The organism is Foetidibacter luteolus (assembly GCF_009650435.1).
GTDB lineage: Bacteria > Bacteroidota > Bacteroidia > Chitinophagales > Chitinophagaceae > Foetidibacter > Foetidibacter luteolus.
The window spans coordinates 1-14,866 of sequence record NZ_VVIP01000009.1 but is presented as its reverse complement, the minus strand read 5'-3'; the positions used below and the strand labels follow the sequence as shown (position 1 = coordinate 14,866).

Annotated in this window: 17 protein-coding genes and 1 pseudogene; 10 read left to right on the top strand and 8 right to left on the bottom strand. The window is 43.6% G+C overall.

Annotation, left to right across the window (positions count from 1 at the left end; translation table 11 throughout):
* The first annotated feature begins 347 nt into the window (after positions 1-347).
* Genes F0364_RS02875 through F0364_RS02865 form a run of 3 tightly spaced genes read left to right on the top strand, consistent with a single transcriptional unit; the run spans position 348 to position 1,819 of the window.
* On the top strand, positions 348-632 hold the full coding sequence (locus F0364_RS02875) for a PAS domain S-box protein (RefSeq protein WP_153796249.1): 285 nt from the start codon (positions 348-350) through the stop codon (positions 630-632).
* 57 nt (positions 633-689) lie between these two features.
* On the top strand, positions 690-1,463 hold the full coding sequence (locus F0364_RS02870) for a sensor histidine kinase (protein ID WP_153796248.1): 774 nt from the start codon (positions 690-692) through the stop codon (positions 1,461-1,463).
* Complete coding sequence (locus tag F0364_RS02865; protein WP_153796247.1) at positions 1,460-1,819, top strand: response regulator transcription factor; 360 nt, start codon at positions 1,460-1,462, stop codon at positions 1,817-1,819. Before F0364_RS02870 ends, F0364_RS02865 begins: the two co-directional genes overlap by 4 nt.
* Before the next feature lie 153 nt (positions 1,820-1,972).
* Here F0364_RS02865 and F0364_RS02860 read toward each other — a convergent pair whose 3' ends face one another.
* Positions 1,973-2,326, bottom strand: a complete 354-nt coding sequence (locus F0364_RS02860; protein ID WP_153796246.1) for a nuclear transport factor 2 family protein — start codon at positions 2,324-2,326, stop codon at positions 1,973-1,975.
* 568 nt (positions 2,327-2,894) lie between these two features.
* A complete protein-coding gene (locus F0364_RS02855; protein WP_153796245.1) occupies positions 2,895-3,779 on the bottom strand; it encodes an SDR family oxidoreductase in 885 nt (294 codons plus the stop codon).
* A 139-nt stretch (positions 3,780-3,918) separates the two neighbouring features.
* Here F0364_RS02855 and F0364_RS02850 point away from each other — a divergent pair, with 139 nt between their 5' ends.
* Both F0364_RS02850 and F0364_RS29420 read left to right on the top strand, forming a co-directional pair.
* A complete protein-coding gene (locus F0364_RS02850; RefSeq protein ID WP_153796244.1) occupies positions 3,919-4,311 on the top strand; it encodes a winged helix-turn-helix transcriptional regulator in 393 nt (130 codons plus the stop codon).
* 52 nt (positions 4,312-4,363) lie between these two features.
* The gene (locus F0364_RS29420) at positions 4,364-4,549 is read left to right on the top strand and encodes a YegP family protein (RefSeq protein WP_153796243.1); all 186 of its coding nucleotides are present in this window, start codon (positions 4,364-4,366) and stop codon (positions 4,547-4,549) included.
* A gap of 151 nt (positions 4,550-4,700) precedes the next feature.
* Here F0364_RS29420 and F0364_RS02840 read toward each other — a convergent pair whose 3' ends face one another.
* Entirely contained in the window at positions 4,701-5,141 is a 441-nt protein-coding gene (locus tag F0364_RS02840) for a winged helix-turn-helix transcriptional regulator (RefSeq protein WP_153796242.1), read from the bottom strand.
* Between the two features lie 130 nt (positions 5,142-5,271).
* On the opposite strand from F0364_RS02840, the gene F0364_RS02835 reads away from it, so the two are divergent.
* On the top strand, positions 5,272-6,399 hold the full coding sequence (locus F0364_RS02835; RefSeq protein WP_153796241.1) for an alkene reductase: 1,128 nt from the start codon (positions 5,272-5,274) through the stop codon (positions 6,397-6,399).
* 468 nt (positions 6,400-6,867) lie between these two features.
* Here F0364_RS02835 and F0364_RS29415 read toward each other — a convergent pair whose 3' ends face one another.
* Complete coding sequence (locus F0364_RS29415; protein ID WP_370751971.1) at positions 6,868-7,014, bottom strand: ATP-binding protein; 147 nt, start codon at positions 7,012-7,014, stop codon at positions 6,868-6,870.
* Between F0364_RS29415 and F0364_RS02825 the strand changes: the two are divergent.
* Positions 7,007-7,360, top strand: a pseudogene (locus F0364_RS02825) (HAD-IC family P-type ATPase); the annotation flags it as partial. The gene F0364_RS29415 and the pseudogene F0364_RS02825 overlap by 8 nt on opposite strands.
* Before the next feature lie 556 nt (positions 7,361-7,916).
* On the opposite strand, the gene F0364_RS02820 reads toward F0364_RS02825, so the two are convergent.
* Positions 7,917-8,882, bottom strand: a complete 966-nt coding sequence (locus F0364_RS02820; protein WP_153796239.1) for a sialidase family protein — start codon at positions 8,880-8,882, stop codon at positions 7,917-7,919.
* A 630-nt stretch (positions 8,883-9,512) separates the two neighbouring features.
* Between F0364_RS02820 and F0364_RS02815 the strand changes: the two genes are divergently transcribed.
* Together F0364_RS02815 and F0364_RS02810 are read left to right on the top strand one after the other, a co-directional pair.
* On the top strand, positions 9,513-9,908 hold the full coding sequence (locus F0364_RS02815) for a Crp/Fnr family transcriptional regulator (RefSeq protein ID WP_153796238.1): 396 nt from the start codon (positions 9,513-9,515) through the stop codon (positions 9,906-9,908).
* Positions 9,909-10,032: 124 nt separating this feature from the next.
* On the top strand, positions 10,033-10,422 hold the full coding sequence (locus tag F0364_RS02810; protein ID WP_153796237.1) for an ester cyclase: 390 nt from the start codon (positions 10,033-10,035) through the stop codon (positions 10,420-10,422).
* 652 nt (positions 10,423-11,074) lie between these two features.
* Here F0364_RS02810 and F0364_RS02805 read toward each other — a convergent pair.
* The 3 genes from F0364_RS02805 to F0364_RS02795 form a co-directional block, all read right to left on the bottom strand.
* Entirely contained in the window at positions 11,075-11,593 is a 519-nt protein-coding gene (locus F0364_RS02805; protein ID WP_306452322.1) for a helix-turn-helix domain-containing protein, read from the bottom strand.
* Positions 11,594-12,182: 589 nt separating this feature from the next.
* On the bottom strand, positions 12,183-13,010 hold the full coding sequence (locus tag F0364_RS02800; RefSeq protein WP_153796236.1) for an SDR family oxidoreductase: 828 nt from the start codon (positions 13,008-13,010) through the stop codon (positions 12,183-12,185).
* Positions 13,011-13,101: 91 nt separating this feature from the next.
* Positions 13,102-13,992 carry a helix-turn-helix domain-containing protein gene (locus F0364_RS02795; protein WP_153796235.1) on the bottom strand — a complete coding sequence of 297 codons (891 nt, stop codon included), beginning with the start codon at positions 13,990-13,992 and terminating at the stop codon, positions 13,102-13,104.
* Between the two features lie 532 nt (positions 13,993-14,524).
* On the opposite strand from F0364_RS02795, the gene F0364_RS02790 reads away from it, so the two are divergent.
* The coding region (locus F0364_RS02790) for an SDR family NAD(P)-dependent oxidoreductase (RefSeq protein ID WP_153796234.1) at positions 14,525-14,866 on the top strand (342 nt) is incomplete at its 3' end.

Genomic DNA, 14,866 nt, shown 5'->3' with positions numbered 1-14,866 from the left:
AAATAATAAGTCAATTACTGGCGAAACGTGGACTTCTTACACGTTTGCTTATCTGATTTGCTCTGTAAGGGCTGGCTTTACCTGAAACTTTTATTGGCTGGTTGTTTGCGGCTTATATTAAAAGATCATCGAAATCTATAGTAAGCGAAGATTTCAAAAGAGGAGGATGACTTGGGAACCAATTCACAAGGTTAAAAAGCAAGGAAGCGATACTCTGAACTCCGAAAGACATACGCTCAAAGCTATTCAACCCACTTGAACGCATAAAGGAAGCTGAGACAACAGGGTAACTTTATTGAGAATAGCTTGAAACGAGGCTGTCCTCTTCATGCAAACAAAGTTGACATATGGACAATGAAAATCTGGCATTTAGGGATAAGAATGGCCGAAATGATCATGAAGCGAAATATTTTCTTGCCGCAATCGTGGAATCTTCCCAGGATTCCATTGTGACTATTGACATGAATAGGACGATAACCACCTGGAACAAAGCGGCAGAACGGCTATATGGCTACAGCTCCGACGAAGTGATCGGTAAACCTTTGGCGATGGTAATGTTGCCGCAGGATATCGTCGGTCTTATTGCAAAGGTGAAAGATATCGCAAACGAAATAGCTGTTCCTATTTATTAAACGGTACGCATTCATAAAAGCCAAAAACAGGCGGACCTGCAGATTGCATTGTCCCCGGTGAGAAATTCTTCAGGCGAAGTAATAGGGATTTCCACTATTGCCCGGGATATTACCGAGGCCAAGCTTCAGGAACAGTTGAAGGATGAGTTTATCGCTGTAGCCAGCCATGAGCTGAAAACGCCGGTTACGAGCATCAAAGCCTATTCAGAAATACTGCTTCGGAAGTTCGAGAGTCTGGCGGACGAAGCTAACTTCTCGTTGCAGACAAAAATGGACCGTCAAATCGACCGTCTTATTGAACTGATCAAAACCTTACTGGATACCACAAAACTATCAGCAGGCGAGCTTCTTTTGAATATGAAATTTTTTGACCTCAGTGCTTTAATCGAAGAGCAAATAGAAATTGTTCAACGGGTGTCTCCGCAACATCACATCAAATTTGAAGGCGAAAAGAGCTTTAATATCTGGGCTGACAGCAAATTAATAGGCCAGGTGATAGCAAACTTTGTATCCAATGCCGTTAAATATTCTCCTGGTGCCGAAACCGTCATCGTTTCGTTAAAACAAACAGGCGAAAATGTGAGGGTGAGTGTACAGGATTTTGGCATTGGCATCCCCGAAGGTCTTGATCACAAAATTTTTGAGCGATATTTTCGCGTCAACAGTACGCGAAGGTCTTCCATACCTGGCGTAGGTCTTGGGTTATATATCTCAGCGCAAATCATTAGACAGCATGGCGGCAAGATATATGTAGAAAGCAAAGAGGGTATCGGCTCAATATTTTCCTTCGAATTGCCGGTAAAACCGGCTGATAAATCAAAGGCGGCATGAAACACATAGTAATAATAGAAGACGACGCTTTTATATTAGATACGATGAGCATTTTACTGGAAAGTGAAGGCTATAAAGTTACCGGTTATAGTAATGGCTCGGTGATACTTGATAATGAATTAGAGATGCCGGACCTTCTGATTGTGGACAGGCAACTGCCGGGCATTGACGGAATAACACTCTGCAGGAAATTTAAAAGTGAGCCACTTACCAAAAACATCCCCGTCATTTTAATGTCCGCAAGCTCAGATATTGAACAGCTCGCACAGGACGCATTAGCGGATGGCTCCCTCGAAAAACCTTTTAAAGCTGATAATCTCTTTAATATGTTGGCCTCACTACTTAAATCATCGTAGTAGCGTTTTCAAAGCGTGTCTTAGGGAAAGTTATATCCGATACCTGGCACTTGCAAACACCTGATTAATTACATCTAAATAGCTTCGCCAGCGATCAAATTAAGATACCTTTTACTGCCATCGATTTTGTTGAATAATATCGAGCCGCTTTACTCAATCAGCAGACTTAATAACAAAGGCATTTAGCCAGGCAATCATACTATCACTAAACTGCCAAACATCACAGTATGAATAGTTTTCCTCTTCTCCTTTCTCATCCTTTATTTTGATGGATCCAAGTGCAACAACAAAGTCGCCATCTACAATCATATTAGTTACTGTGAACTTTGGTGGCTCTTTGTAAAATTCTTTCATCCATTCGCGAACAGCTTTCTTGCCTGAAAGCGTTCTTTCTCCCACGAAAACCCATTTGGTGTCGTCTGTGCAAAAAGCTAAAAAACCTTCGTTGTCTCCTAGCATAATGGCATCGTTCGCTTTTTCTAAAATCAATTTGTTATTCCGGGACATCCTTAATAGTTTGGTTTTTTTGTTCGATCATGCCGTTTTGTTCTATCGCTTATTACTGCTCCTGGCAAATCGCAAATTTAATATTTTCCAAAAAGATGCTCATGTTGCAATGTAGCTTTACTATTATTGTCATGCGCCGGACACAATGTTTCACTTTCTCAAATTTTCGAGCTTTCTTCAATTGAAAAGAGTTCGAGGCTTATCTTATTTCTTCAACGGAAATTTCTTCGATATCTTTTCCAGATTTTGATTGATGATAATAAATTCATTTTTTTAAACTTATTGTGTCTCGCATATGGAGTAAACAAAAGTAACACCCCCTGTTGGCTGTTTTTGTCTTAGCGACGATCATCGTCCCCTTAACACGCCTGATCGGTTCTTTCTCAAGTTGAAAAAACTTGTGTATTAAAAGCAATGCAGTTTGGCGGAAGGATTATAATATTATTATATAAATTAAATACGCTTATTCTTTTATCACGATCTCTTTCCGTCTAAGCTACGGCATAAAAAACACAGAGTGCACAATATCCTTACACTCTGTGTAAATTCCGCGACCGCTGCGGTTAATTTATTTGCTAGTGTAAACCTGCTGCAAATACGCTGCGAGAGTAATGCACTTGCGGCCTAAAATAACTTCCATTACGTTATTCACGTTATCAAATTCGCCTACGTCAGCGGCTTTACTAAAGGCGGCCATTAACCCGATGACCTCATCCGGAACATGGGCAGCACGAAGTGCCGCATTAAACTCATCAACCGGCGGTGCAACGTAAACAATAGGTTTGCCGGTAATGTCTTTTATAATGTCGGCGACCTGACCCCAGCTTACAGCTTCCGGACCGGCGAGTTCAATACTTTCGTTATCATATTTGCCGCTCTCATCCAGCAGGATGATTGCGCCAGCTTCGGCCTGGTCGTTACGTACTGCATATGCTGTCTTTCCATTACCTGCCGGCAGATAAATGGTATGGTTCTCCAGCAGATGCGCTCCGGCAAAAATTGGGATCATATCTGCATAAATGCCATGCTCCAATATTGTATAGATCAGCCCGGACGATTTGATCTTTTCCTCTGTTTTCAAATGAGTTTCAGCCACGAGCTGGATAGGCGAAGTTTCGGTCTCATTTTTCCTTTGGAAACTGGTGTACACAAGGTGTTTAACACCTGCTTCAACCGCAGCATCAACCACATTATAATGCTGCTGTATGCGTTTGTGTAATTCGTTACCTGATACCATGTATACTTTGTTAATACCCTTAAAGGCATTTACTAGCGAAGCATGGTCATCATAATTGCCTTCGTGTACTGTTACGCCTTTTGCTATTAAATCTGCTGCTTTTGCGGCATCCCTTACCAATACGTGGATCCGTGTAGAACTTGTTTTCTTAAGCAGGGCTTCAACTATTGCTTTGCCAAGGTGCCCCGTGGCACCTGTTACTAAAATTTTGCTCATTCTCTTTTAATTTTTATTTACCTAATGCTTTAGTTACTTTTGGAGAGTTAAAGGTATAAAGCAACTTAATAACGAACAAGAAGGCACTTCATAATCAGTCACTTACCTGCAAGTGACTATTATTATAATACAACATTTTATGACCGAAGGAAATTTTAAAAAATTTGAATTTTATGACGATTGCCCCGTACGCAATGTGCTCGATCGCGTCGGCGACAAATGGTCTATTCTCATCATTTCCATTTTAGGCGAATGCGGCACTATGCGCTTTAATCAGCTGCATCAGCTGATCGGCAATATTTCACAAAAGATGCTTACTGTAACCCTCCGAGCACTGGAGGCCGATGGCCTGGTATCAAGAACGATGTACCCCGAAATACCGCCAAGGGTTGAATATTGCCTAACGCCGCTTGGCGAAAGCCTCTTACCGGCACTGGAAGGACTTACCCGCTGGGCAGCGGAAAACATGCCGGCAGTACTGGCTTCGCGCCAGGATTATAAAGGGCGGACCGCCCGCGTTCATGCCTCATAGTACTGCCGCAAAGTTTATATCTTCCACAAGGAAATTACGGAGGTTAGTATAAATGAATATTTTTAAGTTTATTAACTATGATACGATTATTATGGCCAAAGTAACAGGGCTAATAAATGGTGCTTCAGGCTACAAGACAACAAAAATGAAAATCATCCTGAATTCTATAGAAGGCTATAATACCAGGCAGGGATGCTTGAATGGTATTGATTCTGTCAAGAAACATTTAGTGCACTGATTCTAATTACAAATCATTCATGTTTCCGGGCACTGTATTTTTTGAGTTAGGGCAAGTACTTTAAGGACATGGCAGGTGCAGCATGTTACCGCCCTGACTCTTTTTCGCTCCCTGTTTGTGATAATATTAACATCAACCAACTTGAGTTATTTTATTTTACTGCTTTCATCTCACCTTTTTTTCGTTCTTCCGCCATATGCCGATAAACCTGGCAGACCGATTTTGAGACTTGGGTGGTTCTTGGGTCTTGGGATAATACGGCTTCTAAAAATTGACGGTGGGCGTCGCCCCACTGGTTCATGGCATCAATAATCGGCATAAGCGACCAGCCTATTTCTGTCAGGGAATATTCCACTTTAGGTGGCAATTGTGCATATATCGTTTTCTCTACCATGCCGTGGTCTTCCAGTTCTTTAAGCTGCACGTGAAGTACTCTACGGGTAGCTCCAGGCAAAAGGCGCACAATCTGACTTGGCCGTTTAATACCCAGAGAAATAGCATTCAACAGGGCCGGCTTCCATTTGCCATTCAGCACTTCCTTGGTCAGGTGTAGGCCACAGTCTATCGTAAGGGGAATCTTTCTTTCGTACATAGCCTTGTTTGTTTTACCCAAAATTAGGCATAGCGTCCTAATTAGCTATAGGGATAAATTTATCACTATACCGTTAGTTTATCCCGTATTGTGTAGTCAAGGCACAAACCGGAGGTTTGCATAAAAAAAGATGAAAAATACAGCACAACCTCTGTTAGAGGAATACCAGTTGGGCGATTTGACATTAAAAAACCGTGTAGTAATGGCATCGATGACCAGGGGGCGCGCTACCAATGCTGTTCTCGTACCCACACCTTTGATGGCCGAATATTATGCTCAGCGGGCATCAGCGGGACTTATCTTAAGTGAAGGCACCTGGGTTAACCGTCAATCTATAGGTTTTATTAATGTTCCGGGCATATACACACCGCAGCAGGTGGAAGGATGGAAATTAGTTACCAGGGCAGTACATGACAAGGGCGGCCTCATTTTCTCCCAGCTTGGCCATATCGGCACAGCATCCCACCCGGATCACCTGGGCGGAGAATTGCCTGCCGGACCTTCTGCTATCAACCCACAGACCAAATCTTTTACGTCCGAAGGGTTTAAAGACACATTAACGCCACGTGAGCTAACGATTAGGGAAATTAAGCAAACGGTCCAGGATTACAAGCAGGCAGCCAACAATGCCACGAAAGCCGGGTTTGACGGCGTGGAAGTTCATGCACATTCGGGGATGCTGATACAGCAATTCCTTAGCGCGGCTACTAACCAACGCCGGGACGAGTACGGCGGCAGTATTGAAAACCGGGCACGTATAGTATTTGAGATACTGGAAGCCATCATAAAAGTCTGGGATAGCACCCGGGTAGGCATAAAGTTTAACCCCGTAGCAATCAGCAATGTCGGCATCATGAGGCCCGATGAGGAAACAATACCTATGTACCAATACATCCTGAAAAAGTTAAACGACTATAACCTTGCTTACCTGCAGGTAGAAGGACCCGCAGAGGATTTAAGTGGAACACCGGTACAAGTGTTGCAGGTTAACTATTTCAGTCATTTCCGCAAACACTACCGCGGCACCTTGATGGCCAACCTCGGTTTTATGCAGCAAACCGCTAATGCGATCCTGCAAGAAGGGACGGTCGATCTGGTGTCTTTTGGTGTGCCATTCATTGCCAACCCGGACCTGGTTGAGCGCTTTAAGTATAACCTGCGGCTGTCACACAGTAATCGGGAAACCTACTACACCGGGGGCGAATATGGTTATACTGATTATTCCAGCGCAGTTCAGGAGGGCGTTATAGGACAGTAAGGCAAGTCTTGCAGGTACCACTTGAAGAAAGCAGTAGGGGCGTCTGTCCGGGTTAGCCGGTAGATATTACACCCGGCGACATATTCCTAGGCATTGTTGCATTAATATCACACAACATTGTTTTCATATTTTGAAGAAGATAAGAAGGCAGTATTTCCTATAACAACGACCAACAGATCTCAAACACTATGGGTGGAAAAAACATTGCCGTTGACCACCTGCGCCATTATGCATTGGGCAAGTGCACCGGCACCAATTGACTACCTGCACCAGTTTTATCTGAATTGTCGTAACCCAAACCTGTATTGAATTATGGACATTTTCGATTGAGTTGACTAAAGCAAGGTTAGAATTTATTTGGGAGGGGTTAATCCAGTTTGGCAAAAAGTGGTCAAGCCCACAGGTTTGTCCAGTGAGTCCTCTAACTGAGGCATTTCAATATGTAATTGGCAGCATTTAATTTAGCAGCTAGGTACCGGATCGCGAAACAGGCAGTGTAAAAATAAAGGCTGAGCCTTTGCCCGGTTCACTGTTTACCACGATTTCTCCACCATGAGCGCGAATAATGGCTTTGCACAGGTAAAGTCCAAATCCTAAAGGAGAGTTTGTTGCCATGACAGGCGATGGCATCAACGACGCACCTGCACTTGCGCAGGCAGATGTGGGTATTGCTGTTGGTTCGGGCACAGATATAGCAGCGGAAACGGCTGATATAATTTTAGTGAACTCCAACCCGAAAGATATTGCCAGCCTTATCTTATTTGGAACAGCCACTTACCATAAGATGATACAAAACCTTTGGTGGGCAGCGGGCTACAATCTCTTTGCTATTCCCCTGGCAGCAGGTCTGTTGTACAAATGGGATATTCTGCTTAGCCCGGCAGTGGGGGCTATATTAATGAGTTTAAGCACTATTGTAGTAGCTATAAATGCACAACTTCTCAAAAGCAAGTTGTTATGATAGAAAAAATAATCTCTTTATCAACCCAGCACCGTTTTTTCGTGTGGATTGGAATTGGGATGGTCATTGCCGGGGGATATAGCCGGTAATGAATATTCCGGTGGATGCTATTCCCGATTTATCCGAAAACCAGGTAATCCTTTACACCCAATAGACGAGCGGTAACCCCAGATTATGAAAGACCAGATCACCTACTGTAAATTATTCAGGAAAAGATATGGGGCTTTCGGTTACAGTATTTCAATTGGACTATAGTTCCGGCTTTTCACTGCAACTCCGCCACCGGCAGCGCTGCATTTCCCCTTCAGGGGCCAGGGGTGGCGGGGTTTCCGTTTCAATCCGGCAGCCAGTCAGGCTTTACTGCGTTACCCGGCTTATGGCTTTACGGACATCCCTTAGCATAATACCCACACCTGATTCATTAACGTTAGTCTTTGATTTTTTATATTGATATCAGGTATGTACAAATACAAATCAGATTGAATCATTTATTTTAACTGTATCATCAGGTTTAGCATGCCTGCCCAGGGAACTCTGCTGCTTAAATCACACTTTCCTATAAATTGATAAACTGTAATTGTATTTGTTTGTCTGATTCCCATATACAGGCAAACGTATTGCTGTTAACCGCCCGAAGAACCGGGTAACTGCCTTTTCCGAGTACTTTTTTTACCGAACCGGGTAATAAACATGTTATATTCCCATCTTCTACCCATGCGTACACAGGACGATCGTTAACAAGGGTCATGGTACAACCCTTCCCCTGGCCGATCTCCTTTTCCGGCTGACCGGACTGGCATGCGAAGATATTTCCTTCCCTGCGCCAAACTGTTTGAACAGTATTATCGCTCTGAATGGCCAGGCTGCCACCGTCCATGGGGCAACCATTCAGTTTCCAGTTACCACTACCCAATTTTTGCGCGGTGCCGAAAGATTGTCCCCCGTCATGAGATTCGATTAAATACAAATTCCTGTTACCGCCCAGCCAGTTGCGGAACATAATAGCTATATGATCGCCTTTTATCTCTACAGAAGGCTTGCAACATTCGCAAACCGTTGTATCCGGCGATGCATACACCAGCCTGTTTTCCGACCAGCTTTTTCCGCCGTCCGTCGAACCGGCGCCAAAGATTTGATTGTGCTTACTTCTTAAATCCAGCCATACGGCAAATAAATGCGCTCCGTCTCCCGCCAAAGCCATCAGGCCTTCTTTAGCAGTCGTATCCACATCATTTACGCGGCCTCCCTGCAACCACTTCCCCTTTTTATCTTTTAGATAGGCGTAAATATCCCCGTCTGCATTGGCGGCAAGAACCGTTGTGCCGCTGGTTGTAACCGCAATCTGAGGCCCACGCGAATGCGAAGCAGCCAGTTCGGGAAGAATGCCAACAGGCGTGACCGGGCTCGTTTTTCCAGGTAAAGAAACACCCGAAAATAGGATACTGTCCCCTGCGCCATAAATCACCTGTAGCTCATCATTCACGCTGATGATATTGGGCATTCCGCCTTCCCCTATACTCATGGTATTAGTTTTTATACCCGGTTGTTGACAGCCGTTACAAAGCAGAGCAATAACTATAGCATGGAATAATTTAGAAAGCCGGACAAATGAATAATGATCGGTCATTTTTGAAGATTGATAAGCAGTAAAAATAGCTAATCTTTCGTGATGACAATTCAAGTAAAGCCCTGCTTTGAGACGGTAAATCCTCTTTGGCCTTGTGTATATTTTGTCAGTTACAAGATTGGGGCTATCGTCCTGCCTTTAAACTCTTCACCGGGTTTTATTAGCTGAAAACTGACGGTTAACATTCGTCCGGGAAGGAGGGAAGTGAAAGTGAGATCCTGGCAAGGCAGCAGTAGCCAACTCGGCTGGCGTACTAATTTTACCGCCATGGTCACCCATAAAATACTTCGGTGGCTATCACTTCGTAAAACAGTAAAATATCATTGAGGTTCTGTCAAATCTGATAAGATCAGTGATATAATACAAAGGAGATCGCATTCCCATTAACACAGCGGCGAAAGTTAAACTGAACTGTCTAACATACTGAACATAGGGTTGACTTTCGTCGCAATTTTCTACATACTAAGATGTCTAAAGAGTGCTTTTACAGCTAAATTGTTTTTGCGCATTTTTTAGTAAATTACGATGGCAAAAGATTATTCAGGTTTAGAAATAAATGACCCGGAAATAAAATTGATAGAAAGTAAATTTCATCCAAAAACCCTGCGAAAAAGGCAATACTTGTTAAAGGCGGGCAAGTTGTCGAAGTACACTGCGTTTATAACGAAGGGCGCGATGCGCCAGTATTGCGTGGATGATAAGGGAAACGAAAAGATCGTACAGCTTTATATTGAAAATTACTGGGTGGATGACCGCGCAAGCTTGACGGCAACAGAACCATCTGAATATAATATCCAGGCTTGGGAAGACACAGAAATGCTGATTATCACACCGCAACGGTTCCCACAGCATTGCATTGCGTCTTATCTGGGAATTACTAAAGAAACATTAAGCAGGTTAAGAAGACAGACCTTATATTGAATTTGCCGTCTTCTTACAATGTAATATAAAACAATTGCGATCACCGGATTGGTTGAATTTATGTTTTAATTCCGCTCGTTTATGTAGATTAATTAGTCGAGATGAGCTTATAAAAAAATTAATTATGAATCCTCTCGATAACATTTATCGTGATTACCTGGAGTGTTTGAACAGACAAGCGTGGGACGAACTCGAGAATTTTGTTTGTGATCAAGTGTGCTATAATAGTCAGGAGATTGGATTGGCAGGATATCGATCAATGCTTGAACAGAATTTCAGAGATATTCCAGACCTTTATTTCAAGGCGGAATTGCTTGTGGTCAATTCATCTTTTGTCGCTTGTAGATTAGCATTCGATTGTTCGCCGCTCGGAATGTTTATGGAACTGCCTGTTAATGGCCGTAGAGTCCAGTTTGCAGAAAATGTATTCTATGAATTTAAAGATAACAAAATAAGGAAAGTTTGGTCTGTGATTGATAAGGCATCGATTGAGAAACAAATTTCGTTAGGCTAGCCGGACCGCAGCCATCACATTTATGCTATCGCCCAAATTTGGAAACGAGTACATTGGCATTAATGGATTTTTCAGACCGGCCTCATTTTTTTGTAAGAAAGCTATCGGGATCAATTATCGTCGATTAGGCCGATGAATTTTCTCAGGTCGGCCAACATTAGCTCAAGCTCCTCTATGGCAGCAAAGTGGTCCCCTTTCGCCATGTCAGTCCAGTGAATGAAGTAATAAGTTTTTTCTGCCTATGATCGGGGCGTAGGTTCAAACACCGGGTCAGGGAACGTGGCAACGCCCATGGGCGTACGTACACTCGCACCGGCTGTAAATTTGGCTGATCCCTCTAAGCGCTTTCCATGGTAAATCCATGTCGCTGTGACAACGGATGACGGAGCGAGATACAGCATAATGTTTGTGATATGGTCTTTTCAGAGAATCTGGCCCAAAGGTCAGGGCTGCCGTCGCTGCGCTTTGGCAGGTCTGACCACATCCCAAATTTTTCTATATCCAGCATCTAAAGCCTCAAATTTCTGCCCTTGCAGGTGTTTTCAATACCTTCGACGCCGTTGTCCTGTCTTCAGCAGCTATGAAATGATAAAGATCTTGCAATTTTGACTAAGCTATGAATGGAAAAATTATAATCCGTAGTAGCGATTTTTCAATTGAATGACTGACGAAATTCCAGTGGTGTTGCGTTAGTTTTCATTTTAAATAGCTTGGTAAAGGATTGCGGGTATTCAAAGCCAAGTTCAAAAGCAATTTGTTTGACGCTTAAGTTCGTGGTGGAAAGTTTTTCTTTTGCTTTCTCTATAAGTTTATCATGAATATGGTGTTGAGTGCTTTTTCCGGTCAGGACCTTAAGTAAACTGCTCAGGTAATTGGGAGAAACATGCAATTCATCCGCAATAAATTGCACGGTCGGTAAGCCCGCACCGGACAGGTCTGTGTTATTAAAATAGTCCGTCAGCAACGTTTCAAGTTTGCCCAGGATATGGTGACTGGTAATTTTGCGCGTGATGAACTGGCGACGGTAATACCGTTGTGAGTAGTTGAGCAGTGTTTCAATCTGGGTGAGGACAATATCCTGGCTGAATTCGTCAATGTTAGCATGATATTCCCGCACAATATTTTGAATGATGTTATTGAGAATTTCTTCTTCCTTCCCGGAAAGAAACAACGCTTCATTGACAGCGTAGTCAAAGAACCCGTATTTCTTAATTGCCTTGGCAAACGGCGTATCCCAAAAAAATCAGGATGGATCAACATGAGCCATCCTGTATGTTCCGGTACAATGTCAGCTTCGTGTGATATCCTGAAGACCTGGTAAGGCGCCATGAAAAACAGCACGCCATTGTCGAAGTCATATTGTTGCTGGCCATACTTTATTCGGTTATTTCCATGACCAGTTATGGAGGTCGGTCTTTTCGACCAGCAGGGCGATGGGAAAACTGGCCGCATAGCAAGGATAATGGCTGCCCTTTCATGATTGAAAAAATGGAGTCGAAGCCAGAAAAACCCTGACCAGCCGTAAAAAGACCCTCATTTATACCCATGTTCGCAAACCAAGGGACAACAACAATTGTTGTAGTAGATACTTTAATCCTTATCATGCCAAAAACAGTTTCCGGGGACTAACGGGAATCCGCTAAAAACTATTGAGACGGACAGTCTTTTGATTGCCTACGTCGAGCATGGGTCAAGCAATGGCTGGCCCGTAACAGGAAGGACAGATCATTATAAATGAGCAGCAAAAAGGCTTACACAAATCAATCATTTTTCTCACTTGCTAAAGCCAACTCTTTTTGTGCATCCAAGGATTCCAGGCGTGATACCAAAGCCGCTCTCATATCACGGTAAGCATCACCGCCAAGGGCTAAACGCAATGGTGCGGGAGAGACTTCAACGCTATCGATCATCGCTTGAACTGACTTATCTACATCACCTTTTATGGGGAATGTCCCCGCGGCAATGGCACGTCGTACTTCACCCGCCGGCGTGTTCTCATAAGCTTCCATCACCGGGGCGGTCGTCATGCCTGAGCCAAATGAGGTCTGATGCGCTCCGGGTTCAACAATGGTTACGCCGATGTTCAACGGGGCCAGCTCCTTGGCGATGGTATCGCAAAAACCTTCAACAGCCCATTTGGTGGTGTGATAGTAACTGAAGTTAGGATATGTAGTTTGCCCGCCTGCTGATGAAAGTTGCAGAATACGACCATTACCCTGCTTTCTGAAGTGTGGAAGCGCAGCCCGGATGACCTGGATAGAACCAATGATGTTGGTATTGATCTGATGCACGATCTGTTCGTCGCTGGCCTCTTCCACAGAGCAGAATAAGGCATAGCCTGCGTTGTTGACCACCACATCGATTTGTCCGAGATCTGCAAATGCCTGGTCGACCACCGTTTTAATAGTTGCGGTTTCGGTTACGTCCAGCACGGCAACCCGCAAAGTTTCAGGATAGGTTTCTTTCAATTCATCAAGGGCATCTGGTTTGCGAACAGTAGCCACAACGCGATCGCCTTTTGCCAATAGCTTTTCGGTGAGTACATTGCCCAGACCGGTAGACGTCCCTGTTATTAACCATGTTTTCATCGTGTATCGTTTGATATTTTGATACAAAATTATAAGCTAAGGACCGGGTCTGTTAACCACGCGCAAACCAATACCGACCCTAATCAAACAGCTATCGGAATGAAGATGGAGAATGTCCAGAATAAGCCCGGAATGCCCTGGCAAAATGTGTCGGCTCTTCAAAGCCAAGGCTGTTGCTGATCTGGCTGATGGTCCAGTTGGAATGTACTAATAAGGCCCGCGCCTCAAGCATCAGTCTTTCATTGATAAGCTGCGTGGTGGTCTTTCCGGTCGCTTCTTTGAGCGCCCGGTTAAGCGAGTTGATATGCACTGCCAGTTCCTCTGCAAATTGTCGCGGTGTGCGTAAGCTGACCTGCTGGTATGGGTAAGCCAGTGGAAATTGACCAGCCAATAAAGATCTAAAGGAGTTAGCGAGGCGTGTTGACGCTGCAGAACTTTTATTCTCTGGCTCCGGTTGAAGCTTTAATGCACCATGAATGCATTCCAGTACATAGAGGAACAAAAGGTCGTATTTGTGCGCATAGGTGGATGCTTGCTCCTGAAGCATTTTTAGGAACAGGCCGGCAAAAAGCGATTCGTCGGACTTGTTCAGTTGAAATACGGATTGAGCACTTCCATTGAACACCGCCCAGTCTGCTGGCCGCAGGTGGGTGTGTAACGGCAAAAAATCTTCCGTGAACATACAAGCGTAGCCACTGCAAATACCCTCATGCACCTCCCATCGATATGGCACTTCTCTATTGGTAAATACAAGTGCCCATTCATCTCCATTCAAACGATATTCTGCCCCTTGGTAAAAGTATGAGGCGTTGCCTTGGACTAATGATATTTTGTAAAAATCTTTACGGCTATATAAAGCAGTTGCGGCCAGGCTTTCCGCCGAAAATTCTTCAAGTCTTACGGCCGCGAAATAACCTGCGGAAGGATTTTTGTATTCTACTATATCCGGAGCGAAAACACGGATAGGATGATTAGTTATCATACTCGCTATTAGCTAAGTTATTTTGCTCGTGAAGTAGCAAAATAGAACGGTTTATTGGTTTATCAATAGTTTGTTTATCTGACATAGGGTAAATTATATATGACATATACTTTTAATTTATAAAAGTAATGGAAAACCTTTTAGTGACATTCGTGGTGACGATACATTTAATGTCGGTAGTTATTAGCCAGCATTATATTATATCAAACCTGTTCCGGTTTTTCAATTAATTAAAAATATGTAAACCGTTCTACATTAACTTTTGAGCAAAAGAATAGTTCATAATTGCATTACAAAATTGCAGTGATGGCATTTGCAATGAAACCTTGGGAATTTTTTTCAAAGCACAAGTCAAACTTGGGCCGTTTATGTCCGTTGAGCTGACAGCTCACTTGCGGACTCACCTTGCAGATGCTGATCCAGTTTCCAGCAAGATCGACGAACCGGTTACAGACATTTGGTTACAAGTTCAGGCATTATAGTTACACAATATACCGGCCCTGCCAGGATCTTTGCCCCATAATTTTAAGAAATGAAAACTATTTTGATTACTGGTGCATCAGGGGGCATCGGAAAAGCAATAGCAAAACGCCTGGCCGAAAAGAAGGAAAACCTGACACTGGTCGCCAGAAATGAAGCTAACCTTAGACGTCTGAGCCAGGAATTATCGCAAAAGTACGATGTGCATGTTGACTTCATTGCAGCTGATTTATTCGATCCAAAAGCACCCGAAGCCATATACCAGGAATGCAGACACCGCGAACTTGAAGTGACCAGTCTGATCAATAATGCAGGCATCGGGTCGGGTGGTGAATTTGCTGGTGCGGTTCTAAAAAGCCTTGGGAATATGTTGCAACTGAATAATGGCGCCCTT